The following is a 17024-nucleotide window of genomic DNA, read 5'->3' on the forward strand; positions in this document are numbered from 1 at the left end:
GTGGAGCATGCCGTCAGCGGCTTGTTATTAGCGTAGTCAGAGATGCTGGCCGTGGCGGGCCATGATGTGCCGCACCACGCTGTAGTCCTGTAGTGAATCGCTGGATAAGTCTTTGCCGTAACCGGAGCGTTTCAGGCCACCGTGAGGCATTTCGCTGACCAGCATGAAATGGCTGTTGATCCAGGTGCAGCCGTATTGCAGGCGTGCGGCAACCTGCATTGCTTTGTCGAGGTTCTGGGTCCACACCGACGAAGCAAGGCCGTATTCCGAGTCGTTGGCCCAGTCCACCGCTTGCGCCAGTTCGTCGAAGCGGGTCACGGTCACCACCGGGCCGAACACTTCGCGCTGGACGATTTCATCGCTCTGTTTGCAACCGGCCAGCAGCGTTGGTTGATAAAAGAAACCTGCGCCAGAGTGCGCCGCTGCACCGGTCACCCGTTCGATGTGTGGCTGGCCGAGGGCGCGCTCGACGAAACTGGCCACCCGATCGCGCTGGCGGGGGCTGATCAGCGGGCCGATTTCGTTATCGGCGTCACGCTTGCCGGCAAAGCGCAGGCTGCTGACCGCCGCGCCCAGTTCGGCCACCAGTTTGTCGTGAATCCCGGCCTGGGCGTAGATCCGGCACGCGGCGGTGCAATCCTGCCCGGCGTTGTAATAACCATAAGTGCGCACGCCTTCGACCACGGCTTTCAGGTCGGCGTCGTTGCACACGATCACCGGGGCCTTGCCGCCGAGTTCAAGGTGTGTGCGTTTGAGGGTTTTGGCGGCGGCCTGGAGGATTTTCTGGCCGGTGACGATATCGCCGGTGAGCGACACCATGCGTACCTTCGGATGCCCGACCAGATGACTGCCAACACCTTCGCCGCCACCGCAGACAATGTTGATCACCCCACGCGGCAGGATTTCGGCCAGCGCCGGCGCCAGCGCCAGGATCGACAGCGGCGTGTGCTCGGACGGCTTGAACACCAGCGTATTGCCGGCGGCGAGGGCCGGGGCGATTTTCCACGCGGCCATCATGATCGGGTAGTTCCACGGCGCAATCGAGGCAACCACGCCAATCGGATCGCGGCGCACCATGCTGGTGTAGCCCGGCACGTATTCGCCGCTGAGCTGACCGGTCTGGCAGCGCACGGCGCCGGCGAAAAAGCGGAATACATCGACGGTGGCGGTCAAATCGTCCTGCCGTGCCAGGTGCAGCGGCTTGCCGCAGTTCAGGGCTTCGAGGCGGGCGAGGTGGTCGGCATGTTTCTCGACGGCGTTGGCGATTTCCAGCAGGAAATTTGAGCGTTGTTGCGGGGTGGTGCGCGACCATTCGGCAAAGGCGCGGTGGGCGGCGAGGATGGCGGTTTCGACCTGCTCGGTGCTGGCTTCGGCGATCTGGGTCAGGACTTCGCCGGTGGCCGGGTTGAGGATCGGCTCGACAAAACCCTGGCCGGCGACCAGTTCGCCGTCGATCAGCAACGCGGTGTGCATGTGGGTCTGCGCGCCAGCCATTTTCCGGGATCTCTTTTCTTGTGTGGTCATATTGCTCCCTTGTCCGGGAGCCGACCGTCTTATTGATGCAGCAAGACTAGTGCGCGGCTCCGGGGTCGACAAATTCTAAATACTGAATGTGGCATTCGATTAAATAGATGGCTTGCGTCCGCCGTGAGGCTGCTCGCGGGCCACGGTCAGGAACGGATCGACCAAAGCCGGGCGGGCGGTGCCGCGACGCCAGGCGAGGCCGACGTCGAGGGTCTGGCTGAGGTCGGCAATCGGTCGGGCCTCGATGATGTCGCCTTCCAGCGACCAGGGGCGGTAGGTCATGTCGGGCTGTATCGACACGCCGAGGCCCGCCGCCACCAGACTTCGCACCGCCTCTGTAGACGCCGTTCTGAGGGTGATTTTCGGTTGCAGCCCGGCACCGCGCCAAAGGCGTTGAGCGTTGCGATCCATCTCGTCGACATTCAGTTGAATCAACGGCTCCCGGGCGACATCGGCGAGGTTGATGCTGTCGTGTTCCAGCAACGGATGCTGGGCCGGCAGCCACAAACGGTGCGGCGAGTGGGTCAGCACTTCGGTCTGCAGGGCGTGACGGTCTTCGAGGTTGGAGAGGATCAGCACCCCGACATCGATCTCGCCGCTGACCAGCAGATGCTCGATGTACGGCCGTTCGTCCTCCATCACCCGGATTTCGACATTGGGATAAGCGCGCTGGAATCGAGTGAGCAAATCCGCCAGGTAATAACCGGCCACCAGACTGGTCACGCCAACGATCAACTGCCCGGCGACCTGATCGGTGCTCTGTTGCAGGCTGCGCTTGGCGTTGTCCACGGTGGCCAGAATCAGGTGCGCCTGGCGCAGGAACTGGTGCCCCTGATGGGTGAGCGTCATGCCCTTGGCGTGGCGGTTGAACAGGCTGACGCCGATTTCTTCCTCCAGTTGCTGGATGGCCAGGGTCAGGGTCGATTGGGAAATGAACGCGGTTTGCGCAGCGGCGGAGATCGAGCCGGTCTCGGCCACGGCGATGAAATGGCGGATCTGACGCAAGGTCATCATGGAAGATTTACCCGGTGGGCGGTTTTTATAGATTGCCTCGAGTGTATATCGATTTTTCAGAGGGGCGTTGCGAGCGAAGCTGCAAGCAAGACGTGAGTCGCACGCCTAAGGTTCTACGGGGGCGATGCCGAGGCTGTGGGTTGCAGATCATCTACCAACGCATGACCGATCCAACGCCCCTTTTTGCCATTACGTCACTGGCACGCCCCCTCCGGTTACCTGAAAGTCCCGGTCCAGAGCCCATCCCGTTTCCATCGGATGGACCGGGCGCGGCAAACCGTCTTATAAATGAAACACCGCCCTCAGCTATACTCCCCCGCATTTCGACCTGGCCCCGAGGACTGACTGTGAAGAACTGGACGTTGCGCCAACGCATTTTGGCGAGCTTTGCGGTGATTATCGCCATCATGCTGTTGATGGTGGTTGTCTCGTATTCACGGTTGTTGAAGATCGAAGCCAGCGAGAGCAGCGTGCGTGATGACGCGGTTCCCGGTGTCTATTACAGCTCGATGATCCGCGGCAGCTGGGTCGACAGCTACTTGAAGACCCAGGAGTTGCTGGGGCTCAAGGAAGACCAGGGCGTCAGTGCCGAAGACGCGGCAAATTACAAGGCGTTCGAGGCCAGGCTTCAGATGTTCATGGGCAGCTACCGCAATACGCTGCTCACCGACGAGGATCGCACCGAGTTCGCCGCATTCGAGAAGGATCACGACGATTACATGCAGATCCAGGATGTCGTACTGGACCTGCACAAACGTAATCAGGAAGTCGAAGCCATCAAGATGTTCAACGAGAAGTTGACTCCGGCGTGGATCAACGGCCGCATGAAGCTCAACGACATCATTGACGAGAACAAAAAGGTCTCCGAGCAGGCCATGAACGCTATCAATGATGCGGTGGCGGGTGCCAAGTTCAGCATGTTCGTTTCACTGGTGGTGGCGGTGCTCGCGGCGGGCCTCTGTGGCTTGCTGCTGATGCGGGCAATCATGGCACCGATGAACCGCATCGTGCAGATCCTGGAAACCATGCGCACGGGCGACCTGAGCAGCCGTTTGAACCTTGAGCGCAAGGATGAGTTCGGCGCCGTGGAAACCGGCTTCAACGACATGATGACCGAGCTCACCGCGCTGGTGTCCCAGGCCCAGCGCTCGTCAGTGCAGGTCACCACATCGGTGACCGAGATCGCCGCCACCTCCAAGCAACAGCAGGCCACCGCCACTGAAACCGCTGCAACCACCACTGAAATCGGCGCCACCTCCCGCGAGATCGCGGCCACCTCCCGTGATCTGGTGCGCACCATGACCGAAGTTTCCACCGCCGCCGATCAGGCCTCGGTGCTGGCCGGTTCCGGGCAGCAAGGCCTGGCGCGCATGGAAGAAACGATGCACTCGGTGATGGGCGCGGCGGATCTGGTCAACGCCAAACTGGCGATCCTCAACGAGAAGGCCGGCAACATCAATCAGGTGGTAGTGACCATCGTCAAGGTCGCCGACCAGACCAACCTGCTGTCGCTGAACGCCGCGATCGAAGCGGAGAAGGCCGGTGAATACGGTCGCGGTTTTGCCGTGGTCGCCACTGAAGTGCGGCGGCTGGCGGATCAGACCGCCGTGGCCACCTATGACATCGAACAGATGGTCCGCGAGATCCAGTCGGCGGTGTCCGCCGGGGTGATGGGCATGGACAAGTTCTCCGAGGAAGTGCGTCGCGGCATGGCCGAAGTGCAGCAGGTCGGCGAGCAGTTGTCGCAGATCATCCATCAGGTACAGGCGCTGGCGCCGCGGGTGCTGATGGTCAACGAGGGTATGCAGGCACAGGCCACTGGCGCCGAGCAGATCAACCACGCGCTGGTGCAACTGGGTGATGCCAGCAGCCAGACGGTCGAGTCGTTGCGTCAGGCCAGTTTCGCCATCGACGAACTGAGCCAGGTGGCCGTGGGCCTGCGCAGCGGCGTTTCGCGATTCAAAGTCTGATGAGCGAAATCACCGCCAGACGCAACGCTGCACCTGTGGCGAAGCAGGCCCTGTTCCTGCTGTTTCGCATCGGCAGCGAGCGCTATGCCTTGCGCGCCACTGAGGTGGCCGAAGTGCTGCCGCGCCTGCCGTTGAAGCCGATTGCCCGGGCGCCGCACTGGGTGGCGGGCGTGTTCGCCTACCGCGGCTCGGTCGTGCCGGTGATCGATCTGAGTGCCTTGACCTTCGGTCAACCCGCCGAGGTACGCACCAGCACACGTCTGGTGCTGGTGCATTACCGTGCGGACGATTCGCAGCCGTCGCAATGGCTCGGGCTGATTCTCGAACAGGCCACCGACACCCTGCGTTGCAACCCGGATGATTTTCAGCCGTACGGTCTCGACAATCGTCAGGCACCGTACCTGGGTCCGGTGCGGGAGGATGCTCGCGGGCTGGTGCAATGGGTGCGGGTCAACGACTTGCTGGATGAGTCAGTGCGTTCGTTGCTGTTTCCGACGCCGCCGCTGGACCCGAAGCGACTTGAGGAACAGCCATGAGCAGAGATCAGCGCTTCTTCGACTTCCTCAAGGAACGCATCGGTCTCGATGTCGCTTCAGTGGGGCCGGCGATTATCGAGCGGGCCGTACGCCAGCGCATCACCCTGTCGCAGACGGTCACGGCCGACGAGTACTGGCAAACGCTGCAAGGCTCGCGGGATGAACAGCAAGCGCTGATCGAAGCGGTGATCGTCCCCGAGACCTGGTTTTTCCGTTACCCGGAATCCTTCGCCACCCTGGGCAAACTGGCGCGCAAACGCCTGGCCGAGCTGAACAACATGCGGGCGCTGCGCATTCTCAGTCTGCCGTGCTCCACGGGTGAAGAACCCTATTCGATTGCCATGGCATTGCTGGATGCAGGTCTCAAACCCCATCAATTCAAGGTCGACGGCATGGACGTCAGCCCCCTGTCGGTGGACAAGGCGCGACGGGCGCTCTACGGCAGGAACTCGTTTCGCGGCCAGGAGCTGGACTTTCGCGAGCGGCACTTCCTGGCGGAGAACGAGGGTTATCGGGTGAATGAAATCGTCCGCGAACAGGTACGCCTGCAAGTGGGCAACGTGCTCGATCCGGCGTTGCTGGCCAACGAGCCGCCGTTCGATTTTGTGTTCTGCCGTAACCTGCTGATCTATTTCGATCAGCCGACCCAGCAGCAGGTATTTGCGGTGCTCAAGCGCCTGACCCATGTCGACGGCGTGCTGTTCATCGGCCCGGCCGAGGGCAGTCTGCTCGGGCGGCTGGGCATGCGTTCGATCGGCATCCCGCAGTCTTTCGCGTTCAGTCGCCACAGCGATCCGCAGCCCGAACCGTTGCCGATGCCGGTCGCGATCCCGACGCCGTTGCCCGTGCGCCAACCGGTGCGCAGTGCGCCACCGCCGCCGGTGCGCAGTCGCCCGTTTGCCGCTGTGACGCCGATGTCCGCCACCGCCAACAGTACCCATCCCGACGCCGCGACCCTGCTGGCCCGCATTGCCGCCCTGGCCAATGAAGGCAAAAGCCCCGAGGCCCGTGCCGCGTGTGAACAATACTTGCGCAGTCATGAGCCGGTGGCCCAGGTGTTCTACTGGCTCGGGTTGCTCAGCGATGTCGCAGGCTCTGCGCTCGAAGCCCAGGGCTACTATCGAAAAGCCCTGTACCTTGAACCGCAACACCCCGAAGCCCTGATGCACCTGGCCGCGCTGCTGCAGGCCCAGGGGGATGCGGCGGGTGCCAGACGATTGCAGGAGCGTGCCGCCCGCAGCGGGCGCACCGCCGACAGTGAGCGTAAACGATGATCCCGTCCGACACCTTGAACGTCACCCACGAAGACGCCCGGGCGATCGACGATTGCTGGAACCGCATCGGCATCCACGGCGACAAGTCCTGTCCGTTGCTGGCAGAACACATTCATTGCCGCAATTGCTCGGTGTACTCGGCCGCAGCCACGCGCCTGCTCGACCGCTATGCATTGCAGCAGGACGAGCGCGATCCGGTAGCGACCCAGGTCGAGGCCGAGCTGAAAACCCGTTCGCTGCTGATGTTCCGGCTCGGCGAAGAATGGCTCGGCCTGGCCACCCGCAGTCTGGTGGAGGTCGCGCCGATGCAGGCGATTCATTCCTTGCCGCACCAGCGTTCGCGGGCCCTGCTTGGCGTGGCGAACGTGCGCGGCGCGCTGGTGGCATGCCTGTCGCTGGTCGAACTGCTCGATCTCGATAGCAGTGCTGCCCCGGTAACGGGGGCGCGGATCATGCCGCGCATGCTGATCATTGCGGCTCAGGGCGGGCCGGTGGTGGTGCCGGTGGACGAAGTCGATGGCATTCACGCGATCGACGAACGCATTCTTGATGCCGCCTCGCGCTCCGGGGCGCAGGCCAACGCCAAATACACCCGCGGCGTGCTGCCTTTCAGAGGTCGCAGCTTGCGCTGGCTGGATGAAGAACAGTTGCTGTCTGCCGTGACCCGGAGCCTCACATGACCCCCGAGCAAATGCGCGACGCCTCCCTGCTGGAACTGTTCAGCCTCGAAGCCGAAGCCCAGACCCAGGTCCTGAGTGCCGGGCTGCTGGCGCTGGAGCGCAATCCGACCCAGGCCGATCAGCTTGAGTCCTGCATGCGTGCGGCGCACTCGCTCAAGGGGGCTGCGCGGATTGTCGGCATCGACAGTGGCGTCAGCGTCGCCCACGTCATGGAAGATTGTCTGGTCAGTGCCCAGGAGGGGCGCCTGTTCCTGCGTCCGGAACATATCGATGCGCTGTTGCAGGGCACCGATCTGCTGATGCGCATCGCCACACCAGCCAACGGCCCGCTACCGGCGGACATCGATGCGTATGTGGCGTTGATGGGCAAGCTGCTTGATCCGGCAGGGCCGGTGGTCGAGGTTGCCGCACCGGATACGCCGGCGATGGCCGAATTGCAGCTGGAGCCTGCGCCTGCGCCGTTGAGTGAGCCGGTGCCGGTTGATGCCCCTGTCGAGATTCCTTCGGTGGAACCTGCACCCGCTCCGCGCAAGAGCAAGCGCGCTGCCGAAGGCGGCGAACGGGTGCTGCGGGTGACGGCCGAACGCCTGAACAGCCTGCTCGATCTGTCGAGTAAATCCCTGGTGGAAACCCAGCGCCTCAAGCCGCACCTGGCCACCATGCAGCGCCTCAAGCGCATGCAGAACAACGGCCTGCGGGCGCTGGAAAGTCTCAATGTGCATCTCAAGGAACATGCCCTGAGTCTGGAGGCTCAGGAAGCGCTGGAGGATGCGCGACGTCTGCTCGCCGAGTCCCAGCAATTGCTCTCGGAGAAAAACGCCGAACTCGACGAGTTTGCCTGGCAGGCCAGTCAGCGTGCGCAAGTGCTGTATGACACGGCGCTGGCCTGCCGCATGCGGCCATTTGCCGATGTGCTGTCCGGGCAGGTGCGCATGGTGCGGGACCTGGGCCGCAGCCTCGGCAAACAGGTGCGCCTGGAAATCGAAGGCGAGAAAACCCAGGTCGACCGCGACGTGCTGGAAAAGCTCGAAGCGCCGTTGACCCACCTGCTGCGTAACGCAGTGGACCACGGCATCGAAACGCCGCAGGAGCGTTTGCTCAGAGGCAAACCCGAAGAGGGGGTGATACGCCTGCGGGCTTCGCACCAGGCTGGCCTGCTGGTGCTGGAACTGAGTGATGACGGCAACGGTGTGGATCTGGAAAAAGTCCGGCGCAGCATCGTCGAGCGTCAGTTGTCGCCGGCGCAAACCGCCGCGCAGTTGAGCGAAGAGGAACTGCTGAGCTTCCTGTTCCTGCCCGGTTTCAGCCTGCGGGACAAGGTCACTGAAGTCTCCGGCCGTGGCGTCGGTCTCGATGCGGTGCAGCACATGGTCCGCCAGTTGCGCGGCGCGGTGGTGCTGGAGCAGACGGCAGGCGAGGGCAGTCGCTTTCATCTCGAGGTACCGCTGACCCTGTCGGTGGTGCGAAGCCTGGTGGTGGAGGTCGGCGACGAGGCCTACGCTTTCCCGCTGGCACACATCGAACGCATGTGCGACCTGGCACCGGACGACATCGTGCAGGTCGAAGGCCGTCAGCATTTCTGGCACGAGGGGCAGCATGTCGGTCTGGTCGCGGCCAGTCAGTTGTTGCAGCGCCCGGCCAGTCAGAACAACAGCGAAACGCTGAAGGTCGTGGTGATCCGCGAGCGCGAGGCGATCTACGGCGTGGCGGTCGAGCGCTTCATCGGCGAGCGGACGCTGGTGGTGCTGCCGCTGGACGAGCGACTGGGCAAGGTGCAGGACATTTCCGCCGGGGCCTTGCTCGATGACGGGTCGGTGGTGCTGATCGTCGATGTCGAAGACATGCTGCGCTCGGTGGACAAGTTGCTGAACACCGGGCGCCTGGAGCGCATCGCGCGCCATGGCCGTCAGGGCACAGAAGCGGCGCGCAAGCGGATTCTGGTGGTCGACGACTCGCTCACCGTGCGTGAACTGCAACGCAAGCTGCTGCTCAATCGCGGCTATGACGTGGCGGTGGCCGTGGACGGCATGGACGGCTGGAACGCCCTGCGTTCCGAGGATTTCGATCTGTTGATCACCGACATCGACATGCCACGCATGGACGGCATCGAACTGGTGACGCTGCTGCGTCGTGACAATCGCCTGCAATCGCTGCCGGTGATGGTGGTGTCCTACAAGGATCGCGAAGAGGACCGGCGCCGGGGACTGGACGCCGGGGCGGATTATTATCTGGCCAAGGCCAGTTTCCATGACGACGCCTTGCTCGATGCGGTGGTTGAACTCATCGGAGGAGCGCGGGCATGAAGATCGCGATCGTCAACGACATGCCCCTGGCGGTGGAGGCCCTGCGCCGGGCGCTGGCCTTCGAGCCGGCGCATCAGGTGCTCTGGGTCGCCAATAATGGCGCCGAAGCGGTGCGGCTATGTGCGGAAAATACGCCGGACCTGATCCTGATGGACCTGATCATGCCGGTGATGGACGGCGTCGAGGCGACCCGTCGAATCATGGCCGAGAGCCCCTGCGCGATTGTCATCGTCACCGTCGACCGCCAGCAAAACGTGCACCGGGTGTTCGAGGCCATGGGCCATGGTGCGCTGGACGTAGTCGACACGCCGGCCCTCGGCGCCGGCGACGCCCAGCAGGCGGCGGCACCGCTGCTGCGCAAAATCCTTAACATTGGCTGGCTGATCGGCGAAAAGACTGCGCGCTCGCGGCCGGCCCAGAGCACGCCGCGCAGTTCGGCATCGCGCCAGCGACTGGTGGCGATCGGTTCGTCAGCGGGTGGCCCGGCGGCGCTGGAGGTTCTGCTCAAAGGCCTGCCGCGCAGTTTTTCCGCCGCCATCGTGCTGGTGCAGCATGTCGATCAGGTGTTCGCCGCCGGCATGGCCGAATGGCTGGCCGGCGCCAGTGGCCTCGACGTGCGCCTGGCCCGGGAAGGCGAGCCGCCGCAGGCGGGTGCGGTGCTGCTGGCCGGCACCAATCATCACATCCGGTTACTCAAGAACGGCACGCTGGCCTATACCGCCGAGCCGGTCAACGAGATCTATCGCCCCTCGATCGACGTGTTTTTCGAAAGCGTCGCCCACTACTGGAATGGTGACGCTGTCGGGGTTTTATTGACCGGGATGGGACGCGACGGGGCCCAAGGGCTTAAGCTCATGCGTCAGCGGGGCTATCTGACCATCGCGCAGGATCAGCAAAGCAGTGCCGTGTACGGCATGCCCAAGGCCGCCGCGGCCATCGATGCAGCCGTAGAAATCCGTCCACTGGAAAAGATTGCGCCACGATTGCTGGAGATTTTCCCCAAATGAACGTATTCATCCGCAATCCGGGCCTTTGCAGCACTCAGGTGACCGCCCATGAATGACTTACAGATCGATGACATCAAAACCGACGAGAACGCCGCCATGGTGTTGTTGGTGGACGATCAGGCGATGATTGGCGAAGCCGTGCGCCGCGGGCTGTCGAATGAAGAGAACATCGACTTTCACTTCTGCTCCGACCCACAGCAGGCTGTGGCCCATGCGGTGCGGATCAAACCGACGGTGATCCTGCAGGATCTGGTGATGCCCGGTCTCGACGGTCTGACGCTGGTGCGCGAATACCGCAATCATCCGGCGACCAAGGACATCCCGATTATCGTCCTGTCGACCAAGGAAGACCCGCTGATCAAGAGCGCGGCGTTCTCCGCCGGGGCCAACGATTACCTGGTGAAACTGCCGGACAACATCGAACTGGTTGCGCGCATCCGTTACCACTCGCGCTCCTACATGACCCTGCTGCAGCGGGATGCGGCGTATCGCGCGCTGCGGGTCAGCCAGCAGCAGTTGCTCGACACCAACCTCGTACTGCAACGCCTGATGAACTCCGACGGCCTGACCGGGCTGTCCAACCGCCGGCACTTCGATGAATACCTGGAACTGGAATGGCGCCGCTCGCTGCGGGACAAGAGCCAGTTGTCGTTGCTGATGATCGACGTTGATTACTTCAAGTCCTACAACGACACCTTCGGTCATGTCGAAGGCGACGAAGCCTTGCGCAAGGTCGCCACGGCGATCCGCGAGGCCAGTGCCCGACCGTCCGACCTGCCGGCACGCTATGGCGGTGAGGAGTTTGCGCTGGTGCTGCCCAACACCTCGCCGGGCGGGGCGCGGCTGGTGGCGGAAAAGCTGCGCCAGACCGTCGCCGCACTGAAGATCCCGCACAATGCGCCGGCCGAAGGTTCCAGCCTGACCATCAGCATCGGCCTGGCGACCATGGTGCCCGAGGCGGGCAGCGATTGCCGGTTGCTGATCTCGGCGGCGGATCGTGGTCTGTACCAGGCGAAGAACAACGGGCGCAATCAGGTAGGGATCGAATGAACCATCGGGTTCATTCGCCTCAAGAGCCGCCGGACGGGCTGCCGTGACAGCTTGATTACGTTATACTCGCCGGCTTTCAAAAGTTTGCCAACGAGTGCTGCCCGCCATGGAAATCAATCCGATCCTGAACACCATCAAGGACTTGTCCGAGCGCTCCGAATCTATTCGGGGGTATCTTTGACTACGATCAAAAGCATGAGCGTCTGATCGAAGTCAATCGCGAGCTTGAAGATCCTGCCGTCTGGAACAAGCCCGAATACGCCCAGGAACTGGGCCGCGAGCGCTCTGCGCTGGCGCAGATCGTCGAGACTCTGGACGAACTGGCCACCGGCCTGGCCGACTCCCGCGAGCTGCTCGACATGGCCGTCGAAGAAAACGACGAAGGCGCGGTCAACGACGTCGTCGAAGTGCTGCAAGGCCTTGAAGAGTCCCTGGCGCAGCTGGAATTCCGTCGCATGTTCAGCGGCGAGATGGACATGAACAACGCCTACCTGGACATCCAGGCTGGTTCCGGCGGCACCGAAGCCCAGGACTGGGCCAACATCCTGCTGCGCATGTACCTGCGCTGGGCCGACAAACGCGGTTTCGACGCGACCATCATGGAGCTGTCGGCCGGTGAAGTCGCCGGGATCAAGGGGGCCACCGTACACATCAAGGGCGAATACGCCTTTGGCTGGTTGCGTACCGAGATCGGTGTACACCGTCTGGTGCGCAAGAGCCCGTTCGACTCCGGCGCCCGTCGCCACACCTCGTTCTCGGCGGTGTTCGTATCCCCCGAGATCGACGACCGCGTCGAGATCGACATCAACCCGTCGGATCTGCGCATCGACACCTACCGTTCTTCCGGTGCCGGTGGTCAGCACGTAAACACCACGGATTCCGCGGTACGTATCACCCACGTCCCGACCAACACCGTGGTCAGTTGCCAGAACGAACGTTCTCAGCACGCGAACAAGGACACCGCCATGAAAATGCTGCGGGCCAAGTTGTACGAGCTGGAAATGCAGAAACGCAACGCCGCCTCCCAGGCGCTGGAAGACAGCAAGTCCGATATCGGCTGGGGTCACCAGATCCGTTCGTACGTTCTCGATGACTCGCGCATCAAGGACCTGCGTACCGGCGTCGAGCGCAGCGATTGCCAGAAAGTCCTGGACGGCGACCTCGACGGTTACCTGGAAGCCAGCCTGAAATCGGGGCTGTAAGCCTGCAATACAGGATCGCCTGACACCGCGATTCCTGTAGGAGCCAGCCTTGCTGGCGATCCCCGGGCCGTCAGGCTCGGGGGCAACGAACCTGTGATGGAAAATTTAAAGACATGAGCGACCAACAACCCGATTCGCAAGCCCTGCAACAGGAAGAAAACTCCCTGATCGCCCTGCGCAAGGAAAAGCTTGCTGCCGAGCGCGCCAAGGGCAATGCCTTCCCGAACGACTTCCGTCGCGAAAACTACTGCGATGCGCTGCAGAAACAGTACGCGGACAAGACCAAGGAAGAGCTCGCAGAGGCTGCGATCCCGGTCAAGGTTGCAGGTCGCATCATGCTCAACCGTGGCTCGTTCATGGTGATCCAGGACATGACCGGTCGCATCCAGGTCTACGTCAACCGCAAGACCCTGTCCGAAGAAACCCTGGCCGCGGTGAAAACCTGGGACATGGGCGACATCATCGCCGCCGAAGGCACCCTGGCCCGTTCCGGCAAGGGCGACCTGTACGTCGAGATGACCAGCGTGCGCCTGCTGACCAAGTCCCTGCGCCCGCTTCCGGACAAGCACCACGGCCTGACCGACACCGAACAGCGCTACCGTCAGCGTTACGTTGACCTGATCGTCAACGAAGACGTGCGCCAGACCTTCCGCGTGCGTTCGCAAGTGATCGCGCACATCCGCAGCTTCCTGATGAAGCGCGACTTCCTCGAAGTCGAAACACCGATGCTGCAGACCATTCCTGGTGGCGCCGCGGCCAAACCGTTCGAAACCCACCACAACGCGCTGGACATGGAAATGTTCCTGCGTATCGCGCCGGAGCTGTACCTGAAGCGTCTGGTGGTCGGTGGCTTCGAAAAAGTGTTCGAGATCAACCGCAACTTCCGTAACGAAGGCGTTTCGACTCGTCACAACCCTGAATTCACCATGTTGGAGTTCTACCAGGCTTACGCCGACTACGAAGACAACATGGACCTGACCGAAGAACTGTTCCGCGAACTGGCGCAACTGGTGCTGGGCAGCACCGACGTGCCTTACGGCGACAAGGTGTTCCACTTCGGCGAGCCGTTCGCCCGTCTCTCGGTGTTCGACTCGATCCTCAAGTACAACCCCGAGCTGACCGCCGATGACCTGAACGACATCGACAAGGCGCGTGAAATCGCCAAAAAGGCCGGCGCCAAGGTGCTGGGCTTCGAAGGTCTGGGCAAGCTGCAGGTGATGATTTTCGAAGAGCTGGTCGAGCACAAGCTCGAGCAGCCGCACTTCATTACCCAGTACCCGTTCGAAGTCTCGCCACTGGCCCGTCGCAACGACGAGAACCCGAACGTCACCGACCGTTTCGAGCTGTTCATCGGTGGCCGTGAAATCGCCAACGCCTACTCCGAGCTCAACGATGCGGAAGACCAGGCCGAGCGCTTCATGGCCCAGGTGGCCGATAAGGATGCCGGCGACGACGAAGCCATGCACTACGACGCCGATTTCGTTCGCGCGCTGGAGTACGGCATGCCGCCAACGGCCGGTGAAGGTATCGGTATCGACCGTCTGGTGATGTTGCTCACCAACTCGCCGTCGATCCGCGACGTGATCCTGTTCCCGCACATGCGGCCACAAGCGTAAGTGCTTCAATAAAAAAGCCGCCTGAAATGGGCGGCTTTTTATTGCCTGTCTGGTACAAACGTATCAAATGGTTAATTTTGAACAAAACAACAGAGGTATGCCTGTCGTGATCGGTGCAATGGCTCAAGAAGGTGCAGCGGGTATCGCCACTGCGGTCGCTGAAAGTGTTCAGTACCAGGGTCGCAAGGCCAGCCGACAGGGCAGCGAGCAGCGTCGCCAGGACATTCTCGATGCGGCGATGCGCATTGTCGTGCGCGATGGCGTGCGCGCCGTGCGCCATCGTGCGGTGGCGGCCGAGGCTGGCGTGCCGTTGTCGGCCACCACTTATTACTTCAAGGATATCGATGACCTGCTCACCGATACCTTCGCCCAGTACGTCGAACGCAGTGCGGCCTACATGGCCAAGCTGTGGATCAACAACGAAGGCCTGCTGCGCGAAATGGTGGTCAGCGGCGACGGCAGCCCGGAGTCGCGCTCACAGCTGGCGGATGATATCGCCCGGTTGATGGCCGACTACGTGCACCGGCAACTGGTCAATCGCCGGGAGCATTTGATGGCTGAACAGGCTTTCCGCCAGGAGGCACTGCTCAACCCGCGGCTGGCGGAACTGGTGCGTTCCCACCAGCAGATTCTGTTGCAGGGCACCTGCCAGTTGTTCCAGGTGCTGGGCTCGCGCGAGCCGAAGCAGGACGCCAAGGTGTTGACGGCGATTATCGGACGGATGGAATATCAGGGCCTGCTCAACGACGCCGAGCCTTTGGCCGAAGAGGACATGCTCGGCATTCTGACGCGCTATATGCACCTGGTACTCGCGTCGGTGTAACGCAATCCCCTGTGGGAGCGAGCTTGCTCCGGGCGGCGATCCGACGATTGCGATTTGTCATTCAAAGTCTTCATTGGCTGACACTCCGCCATCGCGAGCAAGCTCGCTCCCACAGGTTCGCTGGTGAGTTCGGGTCTAGGGAGTGTCGAATGAAAGCCTGGCGTGGCGCATTGATCGCGCTGTCGTTCCTGCTGCTCAGCGGTTGTCTGGTGACCTTCAAGGAGCCGCTGCCCGCCCGTGAGCCGGCGCCCAAAGGGCTGCTCGGGCAATGGGCGAGCACCAATGCCTGGGGCGAACCGATGAATCTCGAGCTGACACGCCTGGGCAATGACCGCTATCAGGCGGTGACCTGGTTCAAGGCGCGGCCTCGGGAGCGTGAAGCCTACCCGTTCACCGTGTCGCACCATGGCAACCGCTGGTACCTGTCGGCAAAGGTGCCGGCGCAGTATGGCGGGCACTTCACCATCGCCGGTTTCGAGATCAACGACAAGCGCGAACTGGTGATCTACAACCTCGACCTCGAACAGATCAACCAGGCCATCGCGCAGAAAAGCCTCGACGGGCAAGGGTTCCAGACCGATGACGGTGACGGTGTGCTGGTCGACAGCGCGCTGGAAAAGGTCTTTGCTTACCTCGACGATCCGGCCAACTCCGACGTATTCGTCGAAACGGCGCGCTATCAGCATCAGGCCAAAACCAAATAATTCAGTTCGTCACGTTTTCTACAGGAGTTTCGGGTGGACGATTACCAGCAGACGATACGCACGCTGTCCGATCGCATTGTGCTGGCGCAGACGCCGATCCGCGTGCTCGATGCGGTCAAGTGGGACGAGAACATCCGCAAGGGGTTCCTGAAAGCCAAGGGCAAGGAAATGCCGGCGGTGGATCGGGACTATTACCTCAACCGGCCGCTGACCTTCGATTCGAGCAAGGTCAAGCTGGAATTTCAGAACATCGAACGGGATATCACCCGCCAGCTCGGTCAGTTCAACCCGGTCGGCCAGATCATGCGGCGCATGTGCAAGGAATACCGCATGGTGGTGCGCATGCTCGAAGCGCGCGGCACCGAAGATTTCGGCCTGATTTCCCAGGAACTGTACGGCGCCGCATCCGATGCGTTCCATGCCGGTGACCCGACGCTGGCCGACCTTGGCCTGATGATGTCGGACTATCTGAATAACATTGATGGCCGCGGCGATCTGAAGGACGAACCGAAGACGCTCACTGCCAAGGATGCCGTGCACTTGCTGCAAACCCGGTTGAACAAGGTGTTCGGCGAGGCGGAGGAAACCATCCGGGTGTTCGAGTCCGACGGGATCGTCGCCGATGCGGCGGCGGGGGCCGACTACATCAAGATCCGCACCGACGCGATGTTCAACGATCGCGACGTGCGTGCGCTGGAAGTCCACGAGGGATTGGTGCACGTCGGTACCACGCTCAACGGCCTGAACCAGCCGATCTGCACCTTCCTGTCCAAGGGGCCGCCCTCGTCGACGGTGACTCAGGAAGGCCTGGCGATCCTGATGGAAATCATCACGTTCGCTTCCTATCCAAGCCGCCTGCGCAAACTGACCAATCGCACCCGCGCCATTCACATGGTCGAGGAGGGCGCGGACTTCTTGCAGGTCTTCGAGTTCTTCCGTGAACAGGGCTTCGAGATGGCAGAAAGTTACGGCAACGCCAGTCGGGTTTTCCGTGGATCGACGCCGACCGGTCTGCCATTCACCAAAGACTTGTCCTACCTCAAGGGCTTCATCATGGTTTACAACTACATTCAGTTGGCCGTGCGCAAGGGCAAGCTCGAGCAGATTCCGCTGTTGTTCTGTGGCAAGACCACGCTGGAGGACATGCGAACCCTGCGACAACTGGTGGACGAAGGCCTGGTGGTGCCGCCCAAGTATCTGCCGGATCAGTTCCGTGACATGAATGCGTTGTCGGCGTGGATGTGCTTCTCCAACTTCCTCAATCACTTGAGCCTGGACCGGATCGAGGCCGATTACTCCAACATCCTGTAGGCCCATTGAT

14 protein-coding genes are annotated in these 17024 nt (G+C 62.1%); 12 read left to right on the plus strand and 2 right to left on the minus strand.

Annotated features, from left to right (window positions below; all coding sequences use genetic code 11):
- Nucleotides 1–36: 36 nt before the first annotated feature.
- Together NWV16_RS06090 and NWV16_RS06095 are read right to left on the minus strand one after the other, a co-directional pair.
- On the minus strand, nucleotides 37–1524 hold the full coding sequence (locus NWV16_RS06090) for a gamma-aminobutyraldehyde dehydrogenase (RefSeq protein WP_260522347.1): 1488 nt from the start codon (nucleotides 1522–1524) through the stop codon (nucleotides 37–39).
- Between the two features lie 99 nt (nucleotides 1525–1623).
- Nucleotides 1624–2538, minus strand: coding sequence for a LysR family transcriptional regulator (locus tag NWV16_RS06095; RefSeq protein ID WP_065259672.1), 915 nt, complete (start codon nucleotides 2536–2538; stop codon nucleotides 1624–1626).
- Nucleotides 2539–2885: 347 nt separating this feature from the next.
- Between NWV16_RS06095 and NWV16_RS06100 the strand changes: the two genes are divergently transcribed.
- From NWV16_RS06100 to NWV16_RS06155, 12 genes are all read left to right on the plus strand, one after another.
- Complete coding sequence (locus tag NWV16_RS06100) at nucleotides 2886–4508, plus strand: methyl-accepting chemotaxis protein (protein WP_260522348.1); 1623 nt, start codon at nucleotides 2886–2888, stop codon at nucleotides 4506–4508.
- Nucleotides 4508–5044 (plus strand): chemotaxis protein CheW, encoded by a 537-nt coding sequence (locus tag NWV16_RS06105; protein ID WP_260522349.1) that lies wholly within the window; start codon nucleotides 4508–4510, stop codon nucleotides 5042–5044. The genes NWV16_RS06100 and NWV16_RS06105 overlap by 1 nt, the downstream gene beginning before the upstream one ends.
- Nucleotides 5041–6318 carry a protein-glutamate O-methyltransferase CheR gene (locus NWV16_RS06110; RefSeq protein ID WP_260522350.1) on the plus strand — a complete coding sequence of 426 codons (1278 nt, stop codon included), beginning with the start codon at nucleotides 5041–5043 and terminating at the stop codon, nucleotides 6316–6318. Before NWV16_RS06105 ends, NWV16_RS06110 begins: the two co-directional genes overlap by 4 nt.
- Complete coding sequence (locus tag NWV16_RS06115; protein WP_260522351.1) at nucleotides 6315–6998, plus strand: chemotaxis protein CheW; 684 nt, start codon at nucleotides 6315–6317, stop codon at nucleotides 6996–6998. The genes NWV16_RS06110 and NWV16_RS06115 overlap by 4 nt, the downstream gene beginning before the upstream one ends.
- Nucleotides 6995–9301, plus strand: coding sequence for a hybrid sensor histidine kinase/response regulator (locus tag NWV16_RS06120; RefSeq protein ID WP_260522352.1), 2307 nt, complete (start codon nucleotides 6995–6997; stop codon nucleotides 9299–9301). Before NWV16_RS06115 ends, NWV16_RS06120 begins: the two co-directional genes overlap by 4 nt.
- Nucleotides 9298–10308: a chemotaxis response regulator protein-glutamate methylesterase gene (locus tag NWV16_RS06125; RefSeq protein WP_260522353.1), complete on the plus strand. Its 1011-nt coding sequence runs from the start codon at nucleotides 9298–9300 to the stop codon at nucleotides 10306–10308. The genes NWV16_RS06120 and NWV16_RS06125 overlap by 4 nt, the downstream gene beginning before the upstream one ends.
- A 48-nt stretch (nucleotides 10309–10356) precedes the next feature.
- Complete coding sequence (locus NWV16_RS06130; RefSeq protein WP_260522354.1) at nucleotides 10357–11358, plus strand: PleD family two-component system response regulator; 1002 nt, start codon at nucleotides 10357–10359, stop codon at nucleotides 11356–11358.
- Between the two features lie 106 nt (nucleotides 11359–11464).
- A protein-coding gene (gene prfB / locus NWV16_RS06135; RefSeq protein ID WP_260522355.1) for a peptide chain release factor 2 occupies nucleotides 11465–12560 on the plus strand; the annotation gives its coding sequence in 2 pieces (ribosomal slippage) (nucleotides 11465–11536 and nucleotides 11538–12560; 1095 coding nt in all).
- 113 nt (nucleotides 12561–12673) lie between these two features.
- The gene (lysS, locus tag NWV16_RS06140) at nucleotides 12674–14176 is read left to right on the plus strand and encodes a lysine--tRNA ligase (RefSeq protein ID WP_065259681.1); all 1503 of its coding nucleotides are present in this window, start codon (nucleotides 12674–12676) and stop codon (nucleotides 14174–14176) included.
- A gap of 118 nt (nucleotides 14177–14294) precedes the next feature.
- Nucleotides 14295–14999 (plus strand): TetR/AcrR family transcriptional regulator, encoded by a 705-nt coding sequence (locus NWV16_RS06145; RefSeq protein WP_065259698.1) that lies wholly within the window; start codon nucleotides 14295–14297, stop codon nucleotides 14997–14999.
- 149 nt (nucleotides 15000–15148) lie between these two features.
- Complete coding sequence (locus NWV16_RS06150; RefSeq protein ID WP_260522356.1) at nucleotides 15149–15703, plus strand: hypothetical protein; 555 nt, start codon at nucleotides 15149–15151, stop codon at nucleotides 15701–15703.
- Nucleotides 15704–15736: 33 nt separating this feature from the next.
- The gene (locus NWV16_RS06155) at nucleotides 15737–17014 is read left to right on the plus strand and encodes a flavohemoglobin expression-modulating QEGLA motif protein (protein WP_065259683.1); all 1278 of its coding nucleotides are present in this window, start codon (nucleotides 15737–15739) and stop codon (nucleotides 17012–17014) included.
- Nucleotides 17015–17024: the final 10 nt, after the last annotated feature.

Origin of the sequence: Pseudomonas sp. BW7P1 (genome assembly GCF_024981055.1) — a bacterium.
In the GTDB taxonomy this organism is placed as follows: domain Bacteria; phylum Pseudomonadota; class Gammaproteobacteria; order Pseudomonadales; family Pseudomonadaceae; genus Aquipseudomonas; species Aquipseudomonas bananamidigenes.

Excerpts from the sequence above, each read along its gene's own strand:
- NWV16_RS06115 (WP_260522351.1), top strand. The coding sequence starts at position 6,315 with ATGATCCCGTCCGACACCTTGAACGTCACCCACGAAGACGCCCGGGCG.
- NWV16_RS06110 (WP_260522350.1), top strand. The coding sequence starts at position 5,041 with ATGAGCAGAGATCAGCGCTTCTTCGACTTCCTCAAGGAACGCATCGGT.
- NWV16_RS06105 (WP_260522349.1), top strand. The coding sequence starts at position 4,508 with ATGAGCGAAATCACCGCCAGACGCAACGCTGCACCTGTGGCGAAGCAG.
- NWV16_RS06095 (WP_065259672.1), bottom strand. The coding sequence starts at position 2,538 with ATGATGACCTTGCGTCAGATCCGCCATTTCATCGCCGTGGCCGAGACC.
- NWV16_RS06125 (WP_260522353.1), top strand. The coding sequence starts at position 9,298 with ATGAAGATCGCGATCGTCAACGACATGCCCCTGGCGGTGGAGGCCCTG.
- lysS (WP_065259681.1), top strand. The coding sequence starts at position 12,674 with ATGAGCGACCAACAACCCGATTCGCAAGCCCTGCAACAGGAAGAAAAC.
- NWV16_RS06145 (WP_065259698.1), top strand. The coding sequence starts at position 14,295 with ATGGCTCAAGAAGGTGCAGCGGGTATCGCCACTGCGGTCGCTGAAAGT.
- NWV16_RS06120 (WP_260522352.1), top strand. The coding sequence starts at position 6,995 with ATGACCCCCGAGCAAATGCGCGACGCCTCCCTGCTGGAACTGTTCAGC.
- NWV16_RS06090 (WP_260522347.1), bottom strand. The coding sequence starts at position 1,524 with ATGACCACACAAGAAAAGAGATCCCGGAAAATGGCTGGCGCGCAGACC.
- NWV16_RS06150 (WP_260522356.1), top strand. The coding sequence starts at position 15,149 with ATGAAAGCCTGGCGTGGCGCATTGATCGCGCTGTCGTTCCTGCTGCTC.
- NWV16_RS06130 (WP_260522354.1), top strand. The coding sequence starts at position 10,357 with ATGAATGACTTACAGATCGATGACATCAAAACCGACGAGAACGCCGCC.